This is a genomic window from Ramlibacter sp. G4-7 (assembly GCF_057784995.1).
In genome coordinates, this window is the sequence record NZ_JBYNTT010000016.1 from 1 (window position 1) to 20,964 (window position 20,964).

Annotated in this window: 19 protein-coding genes; 1 reads left to right on the forward strand and 18 read right to left on the reverse strand. The window is 68.0% G+C overall.

The genetic code is table 11. From position 1 onward, the window contains the following. Positions 1-340 (forward strand): hypothetical protein (locus AC3EGR_RS19870; protein ID WP_488548252.1); only part of this gene is annotated, 340 nt, incomplete at its 5' end. Here AC3EGR_RS19870 and AC3EGR_RS19875 read toward each other — a convergent pair. The 18 genes from AC3EGR_RS19875 to tssC all read right to left on the reverse strand — a co-directional run bounded on the left by AC3EGR_RS19875 (position 315) and on the right by tssC (position 20,962). Then, positions 315-1,049, reverse strand: a complete 735-nt coding sequence (locus AC3EGR_RS19875; RefSeq protein WP_488548253.1) for a tetratricopeptide repeat protein — start codon at positions 1,047-1,049, stop codon at positions 315-317. The genes AC3EGR_RS19870 and AC3EGR_RS19875 overlap by 26 nt on opposite strands. Before the next feature lie 29 nt (positions 1,050-1,078). Beyond that, positions 1,079-2,134: a polysaccharide deacetylase family protein gene (locus tag AC3EGR_RS19880; protein WP_488548254.1), complete on the reverse strand. Its 1,056-nt coding sequence runs from the start codon at positions 2,132-2,134 to the stop codon at positions 1,079-1,081. Then, complete coding sequence (locus AC3EGR_RS19885; protein WP_488548255.1) at positions 2,131-4,050, reverse strand: protein kinase domain-containing protein; 1,920 nt, start codon at positions 4,048-4,050, stop codon at positions 2,131-2,133. Before AC3EGR_RS19885 ends, AC3EGR_RS19880 begins: the two co-directional genes overlap by 4 nt. Before the next feature lie 77 nt (positions 4,051-4,127). Beyond that, positions 4,128-4,580: a GNAT family N-acetyltransferase gene (locus tag AC3EGR_RS19890; RefSeq protein ID WP_488548256.1), complete on the reverse strand. Its 453-nt coding sequence runs from the start codon at positions 4,578-4,580 to the stop codon at positions 4,128-4,130. Between the two features lie 13 nt (positions 4,581-4,593). Then, a complete protein-coding gene (locus AC3EGR_RS19895) occupies positions 4,594-5,478 on the reverse strand; it encodes a hypothetical protein (RefSeq protein ID WP_488548257.1) in 885 nt (294 codons plus the stop codon). Positions 5,479-5,518: 40 nt separating this feature from the next. Then, the gene (locus tag AC3EGR_RS19900) at positions 5,519-6,556 is read right to left on the reverse strand and encodes a PAAR-like domain-containing protein (RefSeq protein WP_488548258.1); all 1,038 of its coding nucleotides are present in this window, start codon (positions 6,554-6,556) and stop codon (positions 5,519-5,521) included. Beyond that, positions 6,553-7,584 (reverse strand): hypothetical protein, encoded by a 1,032-nt coding sequence (locus AC3EGR_RS19905; RefSeq protein ID WP_488548259.1) that lies wholly within the window; start codon positions 7,582-7,584, stop codon positions 6,553-6,555. The genes AC3EGR_RS19900 and AC3EGR_RS19905 overlap by 4 nt, the downstream gene beginning before the upstream one ends. Next, a complete protein-coding gene (locus AC3EGR_RS19910) occupies positions 7,581-8,690 on the reverse strand; it encodes a DUF2169 family type VI secretion system accessory protein (protein ID WP_488548260.1) in 1,110 nt (369 codons plus the stop codon). The genes AC3EGR_RS19905 and AC3EGR_RS19910 overlap by 4 nt, the downstream gene beginning before the upstream one ends. Positions 8,691-8,707: 17 nt before the next feature. Then, positions 8,708-9,262, reverse strand: a complete 555-nt coding sequence (locus AC3EGR_RS19915) for a DUF6484 domain-containing protein (RefSeq protein WP_488548261.1) — start codon at positions 9,260-9,262, stop codon at positions 8,708-8,710. Positions 9,263-9,270: 8 nt separating this feature from the next. Further along, a complete protein-coding gene (locus AC3EGR_RS19920; RefSeq protein ID WP_488548262.1) occupies positions 9,271-11,574 on the reverse strand; it encodes a type VI secretion system Vgr family protein in 2,304 nt (767 codons plus the stop codon). Between the two features lie 105 nt (positions 11,575-11,679). Beyond that, complete coding sequence (gene tssH / locus AC3EGR_RS19925) at positions 11,680-14,397, reverse strand: type VI secretion system ATPase TssH (protein WP_488548263.1); 2,718 nt, start codon at positions 14,395-14,397, stop codon at positions 11,680-11,682. Next, on the reverse strand, positions 14,390-15,472 hold the full coding sequence (tssG, locus tag AC3EGR_RS19930) for a type VI secretion system baseplate subunit TssG (RefSeq protein WP_488548264.1): 1,083 nt from the start codon (positions 15,470-15,472) through the stop codon (positions 14,390-14,392). Before tssG ends, tssH begins: the two co-directional genes overlap by 8 nt. Next, positions 15,469-17,370: a type VI secretion system baseplate subunit TssF gene (gene tssF, locus AC3EGR_RS19935; RefSeq protein WP_488548265.1), complete on the reverse strand. Its 1,902-nt coding sequence runs from the start codon at positions 17,368-17,370 to the stop codon at positions 15,469-15,471. The genes tssG and tssF overlap by 4 nt, the downstream gene beginning before the upstream one ends. Before the next feature lie 9 nt (positions 17,371-17,379). Next, a complete protein-coding gene (tssE, locus tag AC3EGR_RS19940; protein ID WP_488548266.1) occupies positions 17,380-17,904 on the reverse strand; it encodes a type VI secretion system baseplate subunit TssE in 525 nt (174 codons plus the stop codon). Positions 17,905-17,910: 6 nt separating this feature from the next. After that, entirely contained in the window at positions 17,911-18,420 is a 510-nt protein-coding gene (locus AC3EGR_RS19945) for an Hcp family type VI secretion system effector (RefSeq protein ID WP_488548267.1), read from the reverse strand. Between the two features lie 17 nt (positions 18,421-18,437). Then, the gene (locus AC3EGR_RS19950; RefSeq protein WP_488548268.1) at positions 18,438-18,953 is read right to left on the reverse strand and encodes a peptidoglycan-binding domain-containing protein; all 516 of its coding nucleotides are present in this window, start codon (positions 18,951-18,953) and stop codon (positions 18,438-18,440) included. Positions 18,954-18,957: 4 nt separating this feature from the next. Beyond that, positions 18,958-19,431 (reverse strand): Hcp family type VI secretion system effector, encoded by a 474-nt coding sequence (locus tag AC3EGR_RS19955; protein ID WP_488548269.1) that lies wholly within the window; start codon positions 19,429-19,431, stop codon positions 18,958-18,960. 28 nt (positions 19,432-19,459) lie between these two features. Beyond that, positions 19,460-20,962: a type VI secretion system contractile sheath large subunit gene (gene tssC / locus AC3EGR_RS19960; protein ID WP_488548270.1), complete on the reverse strand. Its 1,503-nt coding sequence runs from the start codon at positions 20,960-20,962 to the stop codon at positions 19,460-19,462. Positions 20,963-20,964 lie beyond the last annotated feature (2 nt).

Below are 20,964 nucleotides of genomic sequence, written 5' to 3' on the forward strand. Positions count from 1 at the left end.
CGCGGCGGCGCCGACGGCGCCGCCGGAGCCGACACCCGCGGAGCGCGCGCTGCGTGCCGGCGAAGCGGCCGAGCGCGGCGGCAACCTCGAAGTCGCGATGGTGGAATACCGCAAGGCCGCCAGCCTGAACGAGGCCGGTGCCGATGCCAGGGTCGAACGCGTGCGCAAGCAGCTGGTGCAGCGCTATTCGCTCAACGCGCGCACCGCCTTCGCCAAGCAGGACCTGGACGGTGCGATCCGCGCCTGGGACCAGGTGCTTGGCGTGGACCCGGCCAACGAGACGGCCAGGCTCGAGCGCCAGCGCACGCTCTCGCTCAAGGACAAGGCGAAGAAGCTTTAGGCGCCGTCCCAGCGCTGCCGGTCTGCTTCACCCGGCCGCCGGAGCCCGCCTTCTGCAGCGTCATCTCGCCCAGCATGCGGCAGGCCGTGGGATCGGGGCCGCGCGCGGCCACATAGCGCTCGAGCAAGGCGATCGCCGCGTCGGTCTCGCCCTGCGTGCGCAGCAGCGCCGCATGTTCCACGTCGTTGCTGTCCGCCGGGCCTGCCGGCTTGGCCGCACGCAGTGCGCCATTGCTGCTGGAACGCGCCAGCGTGATGCGCGACAGCTTGCCCAGGTACAAGGCCTTGTTGCGCTCGCGCTCGATCGCGCGCAGTGCGTCGGCCGCCTGGGTGGAGTCCGGCTGCAGCGCCAGGGCGGCGAGGAACTGGGTGGATGCCGCGTCGAGCTCGCCGCGCTTCCAGGCCTGCTGGCCGCGCTGCATGCGCTCGGGCACGGCAGCGTCGATCTGCCGGCGCGTGGCTGCCAGCCGTTCGCGGTAGTCGCTGCTGTCGGGCCGCAGGGCGACCAGGATCTCCCACGAGACCGCGGCCTCGCCCAGGCGGCCCTCGCGTTGCTGCGCGAGCGCGCGCTCGCGGGTGCGCCGCTCGAAGGCGGCGGCGCCGCCGGACAGCGACGGCGCGGCCGCGTCGGTGGGAGCGGGCGCCGGCGCCGTCGCCGAAGGCGCGACCGCGACGCTGCTGCAACCGGCGAGCAGGACCGCGGCACACACCGCAGCGAGGGGAACAAGCCGCCGCGCGTTCACCACGGCCTCCCGAGCGGACGGCTGGTCTGCAGCTTGGACTTGAAGCCTTCCAGGCTGAGGTCTCCGAAGATCATGGTCCGATGCAGCATGAGCGGTTGCGAGAAGAAGGGATTGCCACCGGGATTGACGGTCACGGCGAGCTGGTACTGCTGCCGCGACAAGGCGTCCAGCACGGTGTCGTTGGCGTCGCCATAGGGATAGGCGTAGTGCCGCACCTGCACGGGCAGGCGGCGCTCCAGCATTTCGCGCGGCGCGCGCACTTCCGCTTCCACGCTCTGGCGGTACTGCTGGTCGCCTTCGCCGGCGCCGCGCTCGATCAGGTTGCGGTGGGACTTGGAGTGCGCCTGCACGTCCACCAGCCCGGAGGCCGCGAGCTCCTGCAGCTGCTGCCAGCTGAGCGCGTCGCCGGCGCCGACGAAGTCCGTGTACACGAACAGCGTGGCCGGGAAGCCGTACTTGCGCAACAGCGGCAGCGCATGCCTGTGCGTGGACTCGTAGCCGTCGTCGATGGTGATGACCACGGCGCGGCGCGGCAAGGCGTCCTTGCCGGAGAGGTAGCCCACGAGTTGTGCGAGCGGGATGACCCGGTAGTCGTTGCGGGCGAGCCAGTCGAGCTGGGCCGCGAAGTTGGCCGTGGACATCACCATCTTGCCGCCGCCCGTGCCGAAGCGGTGGTACGAGAGGATGGGCACGGTCTGATACTCGTCGCCGCTGACGCCGCCGGGGTTCACGGGCTTCAGGGGCACCACCAACGGCTGGCCGGCCTCGGCGCGGTTCACGTTGTTAAAGTCGGCGATGGCCCAGTAGCGGTCCTCGGTGCCGAGAAAGTGCGCGGCGATGGACCGCAGCGTCTCCCCCGCCACCGGCTGGTAGACCACGAACCAGTCGCCGCGCCCGAGCACCTCGCCACGGCCGGGCGTGGCTTCCACGGCGGGCGCGGGCGCCCGGCCGGCGGGCACTTGCGGTGGCGTGGTGCAGGCGGCGAGCAGGACGGCCGCCAGCAGCGCGGCAAGGCTCGCGCCGCGGCGGAAGCGGGTGACTGCCGTGCTCATGGCGCTGGCGAGGGAAGGACGGTCTCCGCGTCGGGCGTCGTGCTGTTGGCGGTGCTGACGTGGATGCGCGGGGCGGTCGCGGGGCCGTGCGGCGCGCCGCGCGCGTCCTGCAAGGCCTGCGCCATGCGGTCGAAGGCGGCGAACAGCAGGCCGAACTCGTCCTTGCGCGGCTCGGCGATGCGGTGCTCGAAGTGGCCGCGGCCGATCTCGTCCATCGCCTCGATCACCAGCTTGACCGGGCGCGCGAACCAGTTCGCCACGAAGTACATCGCCACGGCGACGGCAAGCACCGTGACCAGCACCAGCACCGCCATCATCCCCTGCGACAGCCGCGCGACGCGCACCAGCGGGCCTTCGGCGAGGCCCAGCGCGACGCGCCCGACGGACTTGCCCTGGAAGGTGATCGGTGTCTCGAAACCGAGGATGGGCTGGCCCTGCACGTCGTAGCGGGTGAGGTCCACGCGCTTGTCGGAGGTGCCGAGCGGCGTCCCGCTCGGCCTGGCGTAAGGCTGGCCGACGCGGGCCGGATCGCCGGCGGCGCGCACGATGTTGTCGCGGTCGACGACCGTGATGCTGTGGAAGTCGCCAGTCTTCATCATCTCCTGCACCGCGACATCCACCACCGGCCAGTCCTCGCCAAGTGCGGCCACCGCGTTCTGCGCGGCGATGAAACGTGCCAGCGAGGCGCCGTAACCCGTGACCTGGTCCAGCATGGCCTGGGACTGGCGCTGGGTGATGACGAAGGCCGTCACCGCCATCACGGCCATGACCACCAGGGCCATGGTGGCGGCCCACTTGACGCGCAGCGGGATGATGCGCGGCTTGGCCTGCTCGCGGGCCACCTCGTCGATGTCGGCGAGCACGCGTTCCAGCGCTTCGGCCAGCTCACGGCCGCTCTGGAAGCGCCGGTCGGGCTGCTTGGCCAGGCAGCGTTCCACGATGCGGCGCAGGCCGGCAGGCAGGCCCGGGCGCAGCTTCTCCAGCGGCGGTGCCTCCTCGTTGACGATCTTCATCGCCACCGACACCAGGCTCTCGCCCTGGAAGGGGCGCTGCCCCGTGAGCATCTGGTAGAGCACGATGCCCACCGAGAACAGGTCCGAGCGGCCATCGAGCTTGTCGCCCCGCGTCTGCTCGGGCGACATGTACTGCGGCGTGCCGAGCACGTCGCCCACGCGGGTGCGCTGCTCGCCCGCCTCGGTGGCGTCCATGTGGGCGATGCCGAAGTCGGTGACCTTCAGCGTGTTGCCGCCCGCCAGCCGCACGATGTTGCCGGGCTTGATGTCGCGGTGCACGATGCCGTGGGCGTGTGCGTAGTCCAGGGCCCGCGCCAGTTGGATGCCCATGACGAGCACGTCGCGCACCGGCAGCGGCTGGCCCGGCTTCATCACGTCGCTGAGCACGTCGCCCTGGAGGAACTCCATCGCCATGTAAGGCCGGCCTTCGATCTCGCCGACGTCGTGCACGATGACGATGTTGGGATGCGCCAGCCCGCCGGCGGCGCGCGCCTCGCGCAGGAAGCGGGAGCGGCAGTCGGCGTCCTCGCACAGGGTGGTGTGCAGGAACTTGATCGCCACGTCGCGGCCCAGGCTGGGATCGCGCGCCTGGAAGACGCTGGCCATGCCGCCGCGGCCGAGCCGGCCCAGAATCTGGTAGCGGCCCACCTGCCGCATGGGCATGTCGCCGGTGCCGGCGCCCCCCGGAAGGGTGTCGTTGGGCAGGCGCGGGCCGACGGTCGCCGGATGCGTGGGCGTCGGTGCCAGGCGGCTGTTGGCCGCGGTGATCGACGGCATCTCGGCCAGCGGCGCGGCGACCGGGCTAACGGGACCGACGCGGGTGGCGTCGGGATCCGCTTCGGGAGCGGCTGGGTCGGTGTTCAGCCCGCCATCCGGCTGGGGGATTCCTTGGGAAAGTGACATCGGCATGCCCTGCGGCGGCAACCCCGCCACCGTGCTGCATGGTCCCCGTCAGCCCCCGGCCCGGCAATGAACGAAAGTCACCTCAGCATGTTGGCGTAGATGCCCGGCGTGGAGTCCGGGATCTCGATGGCGCCCGCGACCTTGCGGAAGAACTCGGGCGCGCCGACGTAGCCGGCAATGGCGTAGCCGTAGCCCATGGTGCGCATGTCGTGCAGGCAGGCGAGGAGAAGGGCTGCGCCTATGCCTTTTCCTCTTGCCGAATCCAGGACACCAATTGGGCCGACGAAGCCGCGGGCGGTAGCGTCGTAGCAGCAGAAGCCTAGGAGGTCGTTGCCCTGCTGGGCGATGAAGAGGGTGGCGGGGCGGTTGGCGAGGGCGGCGGAGGCTTCGGAGGACCAAGGGGCGCCGAAGTGCGAAAACACCCAGTCAATGACGTGGCGGCATTCCGGTCCTAGCGGCTTACGCACTGCTGGGTCAGCAAACTCAGGGAGTGTGCTCGGCAAGCCCCATAGTTTGATGAGCAAGTCCATGCCGGCAGCCGTGTCACGGCCGTCCAGGCACGGCAATTGGCCTCACGACGCGGCCCTCAATCAAGAACAGGTCATCAGGCCCGGTCGATAGGAGCGAATCGCCAAGAGAGTGCAAGCGATAGAACGTGTTTTCGGAGTCGGGTGACGGGTCGAGCGCCTGGAAGGATTGATCTTGGAACCGATCCAACCCGCTGCTGTGCGCCAAAACAGGCGAGCCGCGGTAAAGGCATATGTCCCAATAGTTGCGTTCAGGGTCGCCCTCGTGGACAACCCACTTGTCGTCTACCAGGTGGATCAGCGTTCCGGCGTCGCCGCAAAAGTAGATCGACCGCTCGTTTTCGACGAGCACTCCGGAAAGGTTCAGGTTCGTCGGTGCATCCATGGGGAGCCAGCGATGCCCATCGAACTTGAAGATGGCGCCCCCGATTCCGCATGCGTACAGCAGCGAATCGGACACACCGCCGACATCCTCGAAGTCCGGTCCCTCGTCGCTTCGCAAGCCGAAGGAGTACTCGTCGAATCTGCTTCCGGACAGCCGATAGACCTGGCCGCACTGCCCTACGACAAACGCTGCTTCGCCGACCGACCTGCAGCGGGTGAGTTCGCCGTAATTGTGAGCGTCGCGAATGACCGACATGGTCGTGCGATCCACCACGGCTTGCCAATCAGGCGGCAGCGGCAGATCGATCCGCAGGAACAAGCCATTGCGGCCCACCGCGTACAGCGCATGCGCTGTCACAGTGAGCGTGACGATGTTGTCCGTTTCGATGTCCAAGGAGAGCCACGTACCGTCGACCAAGAGAGCCAGCGTTGAAGCGTCTGCGTCCGGGTCGTCGTTGAAGCCATTGGCCAGCGCCAAGCTCCCTGGGGCCAGCAACACACCGTCCTGGTGGAACAAGGTGCGATCAGGAGGATTCGCTGTTGTCACGGATTCACCTTCACTTCTTCTTCAGCTTGAAAAGCTCCGGCTCCGCCGGTCTGCGTCTGTTTTGCCTCGGCACGGGTTTGCCGGACGTCTGACCCATCCCAGCATGGCCGCTTTCAAGTTGGGCCGCGAGGCACTCCTTGGAGCATTCCGGGTTGATGACATTCCCTGATGTGGCTCCGAGCTTGCAGGCATCGCCGACGGTCAGCTTCTTGTTGTTGGCAAGAAACGTGCGTCTCAACCGCGCGTAGGCCCGTCCGATGCGGCCATGCTGCATCAGGCGGCGGGGCTTGCGTGGCGGCGCGGGCTCCCGGCGATTGTGGTCGGTGCCTTCAACGCACAAGCAGGGCGCCTTGCTCGAGTTGTACGTTCCGCCGGGGGCGCCGGCACTGCGATTTTCATGCTCGACGAATTCAGCGGAGTCGACGAGATGATGACCGGTCATTTGCTTTCCGTTCTTGGAGCAGCACTTATTGGGCGACTTCGGCAGCAGCATGCACTTTCGCCCCGGCGTGTCGCAGCATTTTTCCGAGTACATGTCGGAGCAATTTGCCTTGACTTGCGCAACATAGTCTTGCGGTGGTGCCTTGTTGCACGCGCCTCCCGGCGCTTTCGCCATCGCATCCGCATAGGGCCACGGCGCCGGCTGGTTGGCATTCGATCCATGGTTGTGCGTGGTGACGTCGAGATGCCGGACAACGTTTTCACCCTCGATCTTTACGTCCATGGACCAGGCTGCGAAATACACCTTGCCTCGGTTCGTGCTCGTGAGGACGCCCTTCTTCGGCGCCGCCCCGGCTTCATCGCCCGTGCTCTTCTTGAAATAGGACTTGCTCTTGAGCATCGCTTCTTGGCCAGACACCTTGACCGAAGTGGAGCCATCCGTGCAGTCGGATGCCAGACCCGTATTCGGATACGGTATGGGAACGCCGGGCGGCGTGGCGGGTGTCTGCGGGGGAGTCATGCACACATCGGGAAAGGAGCAGATGGACTTTCCGCTCGCCGCCTTGCACGAGATCTCCATGCCGTTCGCGTAAACCTGGTTGCTCATGAGTGCATCCGGCGCCGTGACTCCGTTCCCAGGAGGCATGCCACTCGCCGTCCTGAATCGGCACCCGCGTGCAACAGCACCGCAGGGCCTGGGGCATTCCCCTTCCTCAAACCAGAGTGGGCAACGGCGATCATGACGGGGCCAATTGCGCTGCCAATCTCGCCCACCGCCTCAGCGGGATGCCAGAGATCCTGATTCTCCCTGCGCACACGCAACAGACGCCCCGCCGCCAGCGCGGCCTCTTTGAAGCCATACTGCTCGCCGGAAATGTCGCTGATGCGCACATCGATCGCCTCAAACGGGAAGTTCCCTGCCTCGCGTAGCGCCGCCGCGATTGCGCAGGTCAGGCCCGCTGCCCGAAGCGGCTCATCGTTGAGCACGGTAGCGGTCTCCATGGCGTCTCCCATACCCAAGCACAAGGCAGCTTGCGGGTCCGATCCTTCCCTGCTGACGAGAATCGCGCCTGCACCTTCTCCTGGCACGAAGCCGTTGGCGTTCTGTTCGTTCAGGATGCGATCCTGGTGGCAGAGAGCCTGGAGAGTGTGGGTCACGAGAAGACTGTCGGCCGCCGCGATCAGGACGTGGTCTACATCGCCACTTGCCAAGAGTAGCCGGGCCTCGGCGAGTGCGAGGAACGCGCCGACCCGTCCGTGCGGTAGCACCCGAGACCAACGGCGATCGAAGCGCATGCCGAGTTCTGCCTCGATCGCGGGGATGAGACACTCGTCGATATCTTGCAATCGGCCCGGTCGGTCTTCTTCGGACAGGCAAAGAAGAAGCGTCGTGGGCGCGACTGGCGTACCGGCCAAGCACTCTTGGATCGCCATTGCCGCCATGACTGCAAGCCTTCGAATGCCACGCCACGGCAGGTCGACTTGATGAGCCATCACCCAAGCGCCGTGGTCGTCGTAAAAGCGAGTGAGCGAGGGATTCGCTACATGGGCGCGAATCGCTGCACAGGTGGACGGCGCGGTGGACCCCACGCTGGTGACCAGCCCTGAGCTCACGAGGGAAATGGACGCTGTCATGACGCTGTCTGTCCGCTTTGGCGCGAATCCGCAGGCACCATGACCACCGGAATCGGGAAGTGCGGCTGGACCCGTTGCTGCCACCATTCACTGCCCTTCTTCCCCACCAAAACCTGTGCGATCTCATGCATGGTCCTGCGCAAGGGTCGCGCCACGCGCCAGCTCATCGTGAAGCGCTCCAGGTCGGGCTCTATCACGATCGTGTCCAGGGCCGCATTCAAGTCCTCGCGCTCTCCGCGCTTCGGGAATACATGCACCGGCGCTTCGAAGTGCGGCATCACGAACTGCCGCGGACCATCGGCTGTGAAGCCGCTTAGCACGACCTCTGTCGGCGCCTTCTGCACTGCCGTCTGCTGGTCCGGTGGAGCGGCCTGGTAGTAGCGCTCGTCGAAGTCCTTTGGCAGAAAAGGGAAGACAGCATCCAGCCATTGCTGGTCGTACGTGCCAGCATAGCGCGCCCGTTGGGGCCAGCCACGACCGATAGGCCCCAATGCCATGGACTTGTACTTTTCATTCGGAAATTTCACCGGCGTTCCGATCTCCTCAGTGTTCGGTAAAGGAGTCCCGTCCACCCAGGCAGTGTTCAGGTGCTTGTGCCAGCCGCGGCCCACCGGGTTGGTCTGGTACGCGTCGTGTTCGTTTTCGTTGCTGCTGTGGCGATCGACGCCGCCGAAGGCGGTGTCGTAGGAGACGAGCTTTTCCGTGAAGGGTTGTGGTGGCGAAGGGCTGATGCCAGTGAGCCCCGCTTGCCACACACGGTCACCGACCACGTCGAAGGCTTTTTCCATCGGCCCAACGCGAATGCCCGCACGCAGCCGCGTCACCTCGCGACCTTCCGGCGCGCGCGCATGGCCGACCAACAGTACGTCGCACGCGTGCTTACGTGGCGCAAAGTCCAACTCCTGCACAGGCGCGCTGAAGCCTGGCTCTCCGGAGAAGGTGTCGGCCATGATGAGCGGCAGTTGTTCGTCGTGCAGCCGCACCTGTTCGCCCGGCTTTGGCAACACGAAGGTGCCCTTGATCACGATTACGAGCAGTTCGCGCCCACTCGGCTCAAGGCCCATTGTGTAGCCGGCGACCATGCGGGTGGCGTTGATGAGTTCCACGTCCTGCGTAACCCGGTTCAATTGAGTTGCACGGAACCACCCTTGACACGGTTCACGCCGGTCGACCGACTGAGCACGTAGGAGCCTTCAAGCAACAGCTTTCCGGAACGCGTGAGCGTGATGCTGGCCTTGCCACAGCGCAACACGAGCTGCTCCTTGGCGCTGACAACCATACGCTGGCCGTCGCTTTCCACCGCCAGCAGGCGCGTCGCCTCTTGCTGTTCGACCGAGAGCCCACCCTCGGACAGCACGCCCATGACGATCGGACGCTCGGGATCACCCTGCTCGAATGCGAGCACCAATTGGCGGCCGATGTGCGCGCTGTGCAGATCCACCACCGTGCGTGCACGCAGGGCACGCACTTCCTGCTGCGCGCTCACCACCAGCACGAGCGGCGTGGCGCCATCGTCGGTCATTGCAACAAGCTCACCAAGAACCACCGATGGCAACGACGGGATTGAGGGAGCAGCAGCCGGGGACGGAGGCGTTACCAACATCCGGAGCAGTTCGGAGCTTCCAGTCGTTGTCGCATCGTCGCAGCCGACAGGAAGCAGTTCGTGGCGTCCACCCATGGTCTTCCTCAGTTCTGCAGAATCTTCGATCCCTTCATCACGATGTCCCCGCTCGCCTTCACATTGATCTTCCCCGAGCCGTCGATCGTGATGTCCTTGCCCTTGATCTGGATGGTTCCATCCTTCTTCATGGTGATGCTCGCGCTGCCCGTCTTGATAGAAATGGAGTCGCCGGCATCGATGACCAGATTCTTTCCAACCTTCAGCGCATCGTCCTCGCCAACGGAAGTACTCCGCCCCTTCGCCACACTGGTCGACTGCGCCCCACCAACACTCACACTCCGGTCCGCCCCGATGCTGTTCGTCTGCCCTGCCCCGACATTCGTGCTCTGACTCGCCCCCACATCGATCGACTGGCTCGCGCCCACGGTAACGTTCTGCATCGCCCCGATCGCAACGATCTGCGCGGCGCCGATCGTGATCTCCTGGGCCGCACCCACGGCAATCGTCTCGTTGACGCCCACCGCGTGCGTGCGCTGCAGCGCCACCGTCTTGGTCTCGCTGCCGCCGACCGTCACGCTGCGGTCGGCCCCGATCGAGATCGTCTCGTTCACCCCCACCGTCTCCGACCGGTTCGCGCCAATCGCAATCGTCTCGTTCGACCCGACGTTCTCCGTGCGGTTCACGCCAATGCCTATCGTCTCGTTGTTGCCCACCGACTCGGTGCGGTCGACGCCGATCGTGATCGTCTCGTTGTTGTCGACTGTCTCCGTGCGGTCATGCTTGACGTGGGTCGTCTCGTCGTGGTCGATGTTCTTCTTGCGGTCGTGGCCCACCCAGTGCGTCTCGTCGTTCTCGACCTCGATGTCCTGGTTCTTCTCGGCATGGATCCACACCTGCTCCGACCCCGCCTTGTCCTCGAAGCGGATTGCGTTGGCGTTGCCGTAGCCGCCGCCCTTGCTCGATCGGGACAGCAGGCCCGACTGCGTCGCATTGGCCGGCAGGTCCCAGGGTGGCATCTGCTCCGCGTTGTAGACACGGCCGGTGATGAGGGGCTGGTCCGGGTCGCCCTCCAGGAAGTCGACCACCACCTCCTGGCCGATGCGGGGGATGTCGACGATGCCGAAGTTCTTGCCGGCCCAGGGATGAGAGACGCGCACCCAGCACGAACTCTTCTGGTCCTTCTTGCCGTAGCGGTCCCAGTGGAACTGCACCTTCACGCGCCCGTACTTGTCGGTGAAGAGTTCCTCGCCGCCCGGCCCCACCACCGTGGCCGTCTGCGGCCCCTGCATGGAGGGCTTGCGCGTCACCCGGCGCGGACGGAACTGCTGCGCCGACGGGATCGCGCTGAAGTCGCACCGGTAGTCGCCGGACGGGTTGCCCGATTCGTAGCCGTTCACCTGGGCGTGCACTGAGAGTGACGTGACCAGGTACTCCTCGTTCTGGTCCTTGCGCGGGTGGCGCGTGAGCTTGAGCAGCCGCCCCACCTCGATGCCCTGGGCGTTCGACTTGCCGGCCAGGCGCTGGAACCCGGTCTGGAACTCCTCGATGCGGTCCTCCACCCACTGGCTGCCGTCGGCGGACTTGACGTAGTCGCCCTGGAAGTCGAACACCTCGTAATCCGACAAGGAATAGCTGCGTGCCTTGTCCGCCTTCACCTTCAGGTCGGTGGAGGGCCGCTCGAAGTCATAGCTGGTGAGCACCACCTTGCCGGTGCGCACGCCGCGCGAGAAGGTCCAGTCCGAGACGCATTCGGTGTCGGGCGCCAGCCCACTGCCCTCCTCCACGTACGGCAGCGACGGGCACTGCGGTGCGGCGTCGTGCGCGCTCTGCGAGTCGACCAGCACCAGCTTGTGCTGCCCATCGGAGTGCTCGAAGTACCAGTAGATGCCCTCGTGCTCCAGCAGGCGCGCCACGAAGCTGTAGTCGCTCTCGCGGTACTGCACGCAGTAGACCCATTTGGGGTAGCTGCGGAATAACTTGAACTCGAAGCTGGAGACCGAGTGATCCTCGAACACCTTCTTCACGATGTCCGGCACGCTCAGGTCCTGGAAGATGCGGCAGTCGGCCGTGCGCGTGAGGAACCACAGCCAGGGATGGACCGTGGCCTGGTAGGTGAAGTACTGGCCGCGGTGGGCGCCGATGCCGAAGCGGGTGACGTAGCCGTGGAAGAAGCGCTTGGCGTCCTCGCGCAACTGGACTTTCACCGTCACGGGCTTGCCCAACAGGTCCTCCGGCTTCAGGTCCGCCTTGGTGCTCAGGAGGGTGAGCTCCATTCCCCCCAGCTGGCTCAGGCCCGCCGACGCCGACATCGCCTCGAACAGGAGCTGGTCGGCAGGCAGCGGTGAGCTCAGGGTGACGGGCGGCGGCATGCGGGCATTGGGGGCTGCGCGCGTGCGTTCACGCGACTCGCCGGAACTTACGGGCTGCGCGGGCTCCGCGACAGGGACGAAAGTCATGCATGCCCCGCGGCCGGCTCAATCGAAACCGTAGGTGAACTCGCCATCTGCCACGCCCAGCCGCACGACCTTCAGCGCCTGCCCCGCCGTCATCCGCTGCAGGTACTCGCGGGAAATCCGCGGCAGCACCGTGTTGGTGAGGATCGCGTCCACCACCCGCCCACCCGACTCGGCCTCGGTGCAGCGCGACACCACCAGCCGCACCACGTCGTCGCCGTACTCGAAGGGCACGCCGTGGTTCTGCGTCACGCGCCGGGCGATGCGATCGAGCTGCAGCCGCACGATGCTGCGCATCATCTCGTCGGACAGCGGGTAGTAGGGAACGACCACCAGCCGTCCCAGCAAGGCGGCGGGGAAGACCGACAGCAGCGGCTCGCGCAAGGCGGTGGCGATGCGCTCGGGCTCGGGCACGCGGGCCGGGTCGCGGCACATCTGCATGATCAGCTCGCTGCCCACGTTGCTGGTCAGCAGGATGACGGTGTTGCGAAAGTCGATGCCGCGCCCCTCGCCGTCTTCCATCCAGCCCTTGTCGAAGACCTGGAAGAACAGCTCGTGGACGTCGGGATGGGCCTTCTCCACCTCGTCCAGCAGCACCACGCTGTAGGGCCGGCGCCGCACCGCTTCGGTCAGCACCCCGCCCTCCCCGTAGCCGACGTAGCCGGGTGGCGCGCCCTTGAGCGTGGAGACGGTGTGCGCCTCCTGGAACTCGCTCATGTTGATCGTGATCAGGTTCTGCTCGCCGCCATACAGCGATTCCGCGAGTGCCAGCGCCGTCTCGGTCTTGCCGACCCCCGAGGTGCCGCACAGCAGGAACACGCCGATCGGCTTGTTCGGGTTGTCCAGGCGGGCGCGGGACGTCTGGATGCGGCGGGCGATGATCTCCAGCGCATGCTTCTGGCCGATCACCCGCTCGTTGAGCGTGTCGGCCAGCTTCAGCACCGCCTCCACCTCGTTCTTCACCATGCGCCCGACGGGCACGCCGGTCCAGTCCTGCACGACGCTGGCGACCGCCGCCTCGTTCACTTCCGGCAGGATCAGGGGCGCGTCGCCCTGCAGCACGGCCAGCTTGTCCTGCAGGCCGCCGAGTTCGGCCAGGAGGGTTTCCCGTTCGCCAGCGCTCAACGGAGGTTGCACTTCCACGCCCTTGGAGTCGGTCGGCGATTCCTTCTGCGTTTCCGCCGGCTGTGCGTCCGGTGCGCGCAGTTTCGCGCGCAGTTCCAGGATGCGGTCCACCAGCGCCTTTTCCTCCCCGTGCTGCTGCTGCAGCAACGCCAGCCGCGTCTGCTCCTCGTCCATCGCGCGCGCCACCCGCTTGCGCCGGTCGGCCACGTCGATGCCGATGCGCTCCTCGCGCAGCATGATCTCGCGCTCGACCTGCAGTGCCTCCAGCCGGTGCTGGCAGTCCTCCAGCTCGGGCGGCGTCGCATGCTGGCTGACGGCCACCCGCGCGCACGCCGTGTCCAGCAGGCTCACGGCCTTGTCGGGCAACTGGCGCGCCGGGATGTAGCGGTGCGACAGCCGCACGGCCGCGCCGATCGCCTCGTCGAGCAGGGCAACGCGGTGGTGCTGCTCCAGCACCGAAGCCACGCCGCGCAGCATGCGCTGGGCCTTGTCCTCGTCCGGCTCGCCGACCTGCACCACCTGGAAGCGGCGGGTGAGCGCCGGGTCCTTCTCGATGTGCTTCTTGTATTCGGCCCAGGTGGTGGCCGCGATGGTGCGCAGCTTGCCGCGCGCGAGCGCCGGCTTCAGCAGGTTCGCCGCGTCGCCGGTGCCGGCGGCGCCGCCGGCGCCGATCAGCGTGTGGGCCTCGTCGATGAACAGGATGATGGGCTTGGGCGAGGCCTGCACCTCGTCGATCACCGAGCGCAGCCGGTTCTCGAACTCGCCCTTCATGCTGGCGCCGGCCTGCAGCAGCCCGATGTCCAGCACGTGCAGGGCGACGTCCTTCAGTTGCGGTGGCACGTCGCCGCCGGCCAGCCGCAGGGCGAAGCCCTCCACCACCGCCGTCTTGCCGACGCCCGCCTCGCCCGTGAGGATCGGGTTGTTCTGCCGGCGCCGCATCAGGATGTCGACGATCTGCCGGATCTCCTCGTCGCGGCCGGCCACCGGGTCCAGCTCGCCCCGGCGCGCGCGTTCGGTCAGGTCCACGGCGTAGCGCTTGAGCGCCTCCTGCTTGCCCATGGCCGCCGGCGGGATCGCCCCGCTCGCTTCGCCCGGTTCTGCAGCGGCGCCGCTGCCGTCGCTGGCGAGCAGGCCGTCTTCGGGCGAGCCGGCCACCACCCTGGCGAAGTTGTCGGTCAGGTCCTCCAGCTTGATGCGATCGAACTGCCGCGAGATCGTCATCAGCGCATTGCGCAGCGACGAGGTCTTGAGCATGCCGACCACCAGGTGGCCCGTGCGCACCTGCGTGTCGCCGAACATCAGCGAGGCATAGACCCAGGCGCGCTCCACCGCCTGCTCGATCCAGCTGGAGAGGTCCGTCACGGAGCTGGCGCCGCGCGGCAGGCGGTCCAGTGCCGCGGTCAGGTCGGCGGCCAGCAGCGAGCTGTCCAGGCCATAGTGCCGGGCGATGCGGTGCAGGTCCGAGTCCTGCGCGCTCAGGATCTGCTGCAGCCAGTGCTGCAGCTCCACGTAGGGATTGCCCCGCAGCTTGCAGAACACGGTGGCGCCCTCGATGGCGCGGTAGGCGACGGGGTTGAGCTTGCCGAACAGGGCGGTGCGCGGGATTTCAAGCATGGTGGCCTCCTTGGCGCAGCAGGAACGAGGTGTGGGGTCGCAGGCGCAGGTCGTGCCGGTCGCGCGTGCGGTCGCAGCGGCCTATCCAGGTGCACACGCCCAAGCGCAGCTGCGCACCCAGGCGTGGCTCGGGAATCTGCAGTCCCGCCAGCTCCAGCTGCACGTCCCAGCGCAGGTCCAGGCCGGTGTAGTGCTGCACCCATTCGCCCAGCGCGCGCCAGGCCCCGCCACCCGGAAGGAAAGCGAGGTACTGCGCCAGCGGCAGCGGGCCAAGGGCGATGCGGAACTTGTACTGGCGGTCGCGCAGCTTGCTGCCGCTGGTGGCCGCCACGCCGAGCTGGCCGGACGCGAGGCCGCGCCTTTCCGGCCGGTTGCGGGCGAAGCCGAGCCGCGTGCGGTCCTCCTGCTCCAGCGCGAGCCACTGCGCGATGTGCGGCTCGATCGCCACGGGCACGCCGAAGTGGTGGGCCAGCAGCTTGGCGAGCCCCTCCCCGTGCCGGCTGCGCGCGCCCAGAAGGCCCGCCTGGAACAGGCGCGCGTTGGCCGGCAGCGCCCGGCCCTCCTGCGCTTCCGGGCCCTGGCCGAAGCTCGCTCCCAGCCAGGCGGCGAAGCGGTCGTCCGCGGGCCGGTCCTGGTGCACCACGGGCTGCGCCTGCGCCCACGCGCGGTAGAACAGCGCCAGCAGCCGGTGGTGGAACACGTCCAGGAAGCGTGCCGCCGTCGCGTCGCCCCGGTAGCGCAGGCGTTCGCGCACGTACTCGGTCAGGTGCAAGGGCATGGGCCCTTGCGGCCCCAGCAGGCCGAAGAAGCGCACGCCCAGGCGCGGCGCGGCGCCCGCGCCCGGCTCGAAGCTGGCGAGCGCGGCCGGCGCGAAATCGAGTTCGGGCTCCTGCCCCAGGCGCAGCGCCTCCTGCGAAGGGCGCAGGGCACGTCCGATGCGCGGCAACTCGGGGTGCAGCGCTTCCACGCGCCGCAGCACCGCGAAGAAGTCGTGCGCCGTGGGCGCCGCGTGCAAGGCTTCGTAGAACGCGGCGACCTGGCGCGCGCGTTCCTGGCCGCCTGCGGCGCGGCTCACGCGGCCTCCCGCAGGCCCACGCGGGGTGGCCAGCGCATCACCTCGCCACGCTGCGGCGTGCGCAAGGTGAGCTGGGTGAAGCTGTTGATCGCGGCATGGCGCGCCAGGAAGCGCTCCAGCACGCTGGCGAACAGGAACGCGCTGCCGCCCTGGAACGCGAGGTCGTCCAGCTCCAGCGCGATCTCCACGCCGCTGCCGAAACTCAGCGGCCCCGGAAACGGCAGCCGGCGCACCACCGGCCTGGCGTGCACCGCCTGCACGCCTTGCACCTGCCGCGCCCACGCCGTGTCTTCCGGCGGCGCGTAAAGACCCAGGGTCGTGCGCAATGCGGCCGCGGCCTGCTGCGGCGTGTCGCCCACCAGCGAGAGATGGTTCAGCGTCAGGTGGCTCACCAGGCTCCAGCCCAGTTCGCCGACAGGGCGGCGCGTCACCGGCCGCGTGGGACCGCGCAGCACGGTCACGCGCGCCACCGGCCCCGGCGATTCGGGCCGCCATAGCGCCTGGTCGCCGGCCTGCGCGCCGGCGCGCGGCAGCAGCGTGGGCAGGTCGCGGTTGCTCACCCAGGCGGCCACCGACAGCTGGCGCACGTCCTCGCAGTAAGGCCCGTGCTGCGGGTCGACCAGGGCGAGGTAGACCTCCTCGCCCACGTAGGCGGAGCGCGAGCCCTGCTGCTTCTGGCGCGGCGACAGCAGGCGCGGTTCGCGCCGCACCGTGTAGTAGCCGCGCGGCGCGGACCCGGACGCCGGCGCAGCCGCGAACTCGTGACCGCCTGCGTACAGGGGCAGGAATTCCTGCTGCGCGACGCGGCCCGTGCCGAAGCCGGTCACCGAGGCGATGCTGTGCACCTCGTAGTCCATGGGCCGCGTGCGGTCCGGCACCACGTGGTAATCCCAGGAACCGGCGCCCAGCTGGATGCGGTCCAGCCGCTTGTGGAACAGGTTGATGGCCGGCGTGCAGAACAGTGCAAGGCTGCCGGAGTCCACCAGCGCCTCCAGCGCGGCGTCGCCGCGGCCAAGGAAGACGAGCAGCTCCAGCTCGCTGCCTTCGACGCGCGCCAGCCGCTCGGCCAGGCCCGTGAGCTCGAAGAACAGCAGGCACTGCGGCATGGCCGCGGTTTCCTGCAGCAGCCGGTAGCCCGAGAAGGCGCGCAGCGATTCCGGCAGCAAGGCCTCGTCGGCGCCGAAGCCCAGGGCGCGCACGCTGTCGGGGCCTTGCCATTGCTGCGCGGGCGAGGCTCCATCCGCCAGCACCACGGTGCCCGCGGCTGCCCCCAGCACCAGCTCGTGCAACCGGAACGCCACGTCGTCCGGCGCGCTGATGTAGAAGGCCAGCCGGTCCATCCCCAGCTGGCGGAAGTTCACGCCACCGCCGCACCGCAGCCGGATGCGCAGGCCGCCGCGCGTGCCCTGCGCCTGCGGCAGCTGCGTGGCCGGCAGGTCCGCGGCATGGCTGAAGTACTGCACACCGCCCAGCTCGATCGGCCACAGCGTGACCGCATGGGCGGTGCGGAACTCGCAATGCGTGTCCTGCCCGCGGGCCAGCTCCGACAGCAGCGCACTGCCGCGCGGAACCGTGTAGCCCTTGACCAGGTTGGGATCGGCCGGGTTCACGTCCAGCCGGGCCACCATCATCGAAGGCACCGGCGCCAGGAAGTTCGGGTAGATCGCTTCCAGCAGGTGGCCGATCAGCCGCGGCTGCTCCGCATCGATCTTCAATTGCACCCGCGCCGCCAGGAAGGCGAAGCCTTCCAGCAGCCGCTCCACGTAGGGGTCGGCGACCTCCATGCCTTCCATGCCCAGGCGCGCGGCGATCTTGGGGAATTCCGCGGCGAACTCCGCGCCCACTTCCCGCAGGTGCGTCAGCTCGTCGCTGTAGAGACGCAGCAGGCGGGGATCCATGGCCGCGCCTTACCGGACTTTCGAGGGCGCGACGCCGCCCGCGTCGCGCACCTGGACCTGCCCGGCCTCCAGGTCGAGCTGCGTGCGCAGCAGCACCTCCAGCGGCACCGGATGGTTCCACAGGTGCCCGCTGATCTCGAACTCGATGACGTTGTGGGTGTCCAGGACGCTGGTGGCCTCCAGCGCCCGCACCTGCAGCGTGTCCGGCAGGATGCGCGGCTCGAAGCGCACGACGGCCTGGCGGATGTAGCCTTCCAGCACGCTGACGTCCAGGGTGGAGGCGAGCTGGCCGGACAGCGGCGGCAGCCCGAAGTTCAGCACGCTGTCGGCCACGCCCGGATACGCGTCCGCTTCCGCACCCAGGGGCTGCGCCGCATTGAACAGCGCCGTGAGGTCGCGCAGCACCGCCTCGCGCAGCTGCGAACGCGACATCACGCGGCGCTCGTCCGCCTCCAGGCGTTCGCCCGGGTGGTCATCGACCAGCCGGTCCAGGAGGGCGGGCTGCAATCGGTTGCGGGGGTCGACGGCAGCCATGGCGGCTCAGGCGGGAAGGTACTCGTCCTGGAACGAGCTGCTGGCGCCGGCTTGCCCGCTGCCCTCCTGGCGCCGGTACTCGACCTCCACCTTGGTGAACGCGAACTCCACGCGCTCCACCGGCGTGCCGTTGTCGTCCACGCTCAGGTCCACCGCCGTCACGCGCGCGCCACCCAGCACGATGGAGAAGTAGTCCACCTGCTCGTCGCCCGCCTTGCGCATGGCAAGGCGCGCCTCCTTGACCTCGTCGTTGGTGGCCAGCGCGCTCATGAGCGCCGTGCTGGCGCTGTCGATCGCCTTGAGGACCGTGAGGTGCTTGTAGCTGCGCCGCGCAGTGGCCTTGCCCGAGCCCAGCGCCGAACCGGCGCTCACCCCCCAGCTCCAGCCCGCGATCACGATGTCGCCCTCGTGGTCGGGCGCGGTCGCCTCGCCCTTCATCTTGCCCGCGCGCTTGGTCTGCACGCGCAGGAAGATGTCGCTGGCGCCGGCGTTCTGGATGGCGAGCAGGTCGGGCACGGTCGGTCCGGTGGGGTTCAACGGCCCGCGGGGCCCTGGTATTTCCGGGCCACTTCGCGGCGATCGAGCAGCGCGGTGGCCAGGAAGGGCGGAATGTCCGGGTCGTCCGGAAGCTTCGCGAAGTTGTCGATGCCCTCCATGCGGCAACGGTTGTTGCACTCGCGGTTGAGGATCTCCGTCGTGTAGCGCGTCTTCGAGATCGTCGACAGCTCCCCCTGCCCGCGGAACGGGTCGAACAGGCCGTCCAGCCGCACCGGCACGTTCAGCCCCCGGGCCTCCCGCTGGAAGTTCACCAGGAAGCGCACCGTCTGCGGCCCCAGCTTGCCGTCGACATCGATGGAGATGTCGCCGGGCGGCGCCGGCAGGCGCGTGCCGGGCCCCAGCTGGAAATGCACCAGCCGCAGCAGCGCCTGCAGCAAGGCGATGTCGTCCGGCTGGTTGCCGTTCGCGCCCGGGCCCACCGTGAAGTCGATGTTGTACATGTCCCGCGCCTCGCCGTCGGCGGAGACGAAGTTGGTGGCGACGAAGGCCATGGGCTTACCGCGTTTCGGTCGTCGCGACGTTCCAGCCGAACTTGACCTCGCCGCCCAGCCCGCCCTTGTCGTCCTGCGGCTTGTACGCGAACTCCACGTCCTTGTAGCTGCAGGCCACCTGCTCCATGACGTCGCCGCCGCTGCTGCCGCCGGGCGCCACGGCGGTGATGAAGACCTCCTTCATCGTCACCGTCAGGAAGTCCTGCTGCCCTTCGCCGGCCTTGCGTGCCGTGAGCTTGACGGTGGGGAAGTGCTTGCCCGCCACGCAGTGCTTGGCCAGCACCGGGGAAGCCTTGTCGTACAGGTGCGTGAAGTGGAAGTCGCCCGGCTGGGCCTTGCCCTTGCCGGAACCGCCGCCGGAGCCCGAGCCGGAGGCCTGGCTGACGCCCCAGTTCCAGGCGATCACCGCGATCTCGCCTTTGGGCTTCTCGGTCTCGCCGTCGATACCGTCGAACTTGATGGTTGCATCGCTGCTCATGGAACGCTCCTCGATGAAATGGGGGGAATCAGGCTGCCTTGGCCGACGGCAGCTTGGACACCAGGCGCAGCGACACCGTCAGCCCTTCGAGCTGGTAGTGCGGCCGCAGGAAGAACTTGGACGTGTAGTAGCCGGGATTGCCCGGGACCTCCTCCACCACCACCTCCGCGGCCGCCAGCGGCTTCTGCGCCTTGGTGGTCTGCGAGGAGTTGGCCGGGTCGCCGTCCACGTAGTTCATGATCCACTTGTTCAGGAACTTGGACATGTCCTCCCGTTCGCGGAAGGAACCGACCTTGTCGCGCACCATGCACTTGAGGTAGTGCGCGAAGCGGCAGCAGGCGAACAGATAGGGCAGGCGCGCCGACAGGTTGGCATTGGCCGTGGCATCGGGGTCGTCGTACTCGAAGGGCTTCTGCAGCGACTGGGCGCCGATGAAGGCCGCGAAGTCCGAGTTCTTGCGGTGCAACAGGGGCATGAACCCGTTCTTGGCCAGTTCCGCCTCGCGCCGGTCGCTGATGGCGATCTCGGTGGGGCATTTCATGGCGACACCGCCTTCGTCGGTGGGGAAGGTGTGGGTGGGCAGGCCTTCCACCGCGCCGCCCGACTCCACGCCGCGGATGCAGGAGCACCAGCCATAGAGCTTGAACGAGCGGTTGATGTTGACCGCCATCGCATAGGCGGAGTTGGCCCAGGAGTAGGCGCCGTGCTCGCCGCCGGCGGTCTCTTCCTCGAAGTTGAATTCCTCCACCGGGTTGGTCTTGGCGCCATAGGGCAGGCGCGCCAGGAAGCGCGGCATCGCCAGGCCGACGTAACGCGCGTCGTCGGAGGTGCGCAGCGAGCGCCACGCCGCGTACTCGGGCGTCGTGAAGATCTTGGTCAGGTCGCGCGGGTTGGCGAGTTCCTGCCAGGAGGTCATCTGCATCAGCGCGGGGCTGGCCGCGGCGATGAAGGGCGAGTGGGCGGCCGCCGCCACCTTGCTCATCTCGCCCAGCAGCTCGACGTCCATCGGGCTGTGGTCGAAATAGTAGTCGCCCACCATGCAGCCGAGGGGCTCGCCCCCGAACTGGCCGTACTCCTCCTCGTAGACCTTCTTGAACAGCGGGCTCTGGTCCCAGGCCGTTCCCTTGTAGCGCTTGAGCGTCTTGCCCAGCTCCTGCTTGCTGATGTTCATGACGCGGATCTTCAGCATCTCGTCGGTCTCGGTGTTGTTGACGAGATAGTGGAGCCCGCGCCAGGCGCTCTCGACCTGCTGGAAGTCGGGGTGGTGCAGGATGGCGTTGACCTGCTGCGACAGGCGCTTGTCGATCTCGGCGATCATCGACTCGATCGAATTCATCACGTCGCTGCTGATCAGCGCCGTGTTCACGAGTGCCTGCTGGGCGAGCGTGAGCACCGCCTGTTCGACGGCGGTCTTGGCGTCGTCCGACCTGGGCTTGAACTCCTTGTTCAGGAGCGCGGCGAATTCGCCGCCCTGGAACTCGATGCCTTGCAGCGCGGAAGACGGGCTGGTGGCGGTGGTGGTCTCGGCCATGG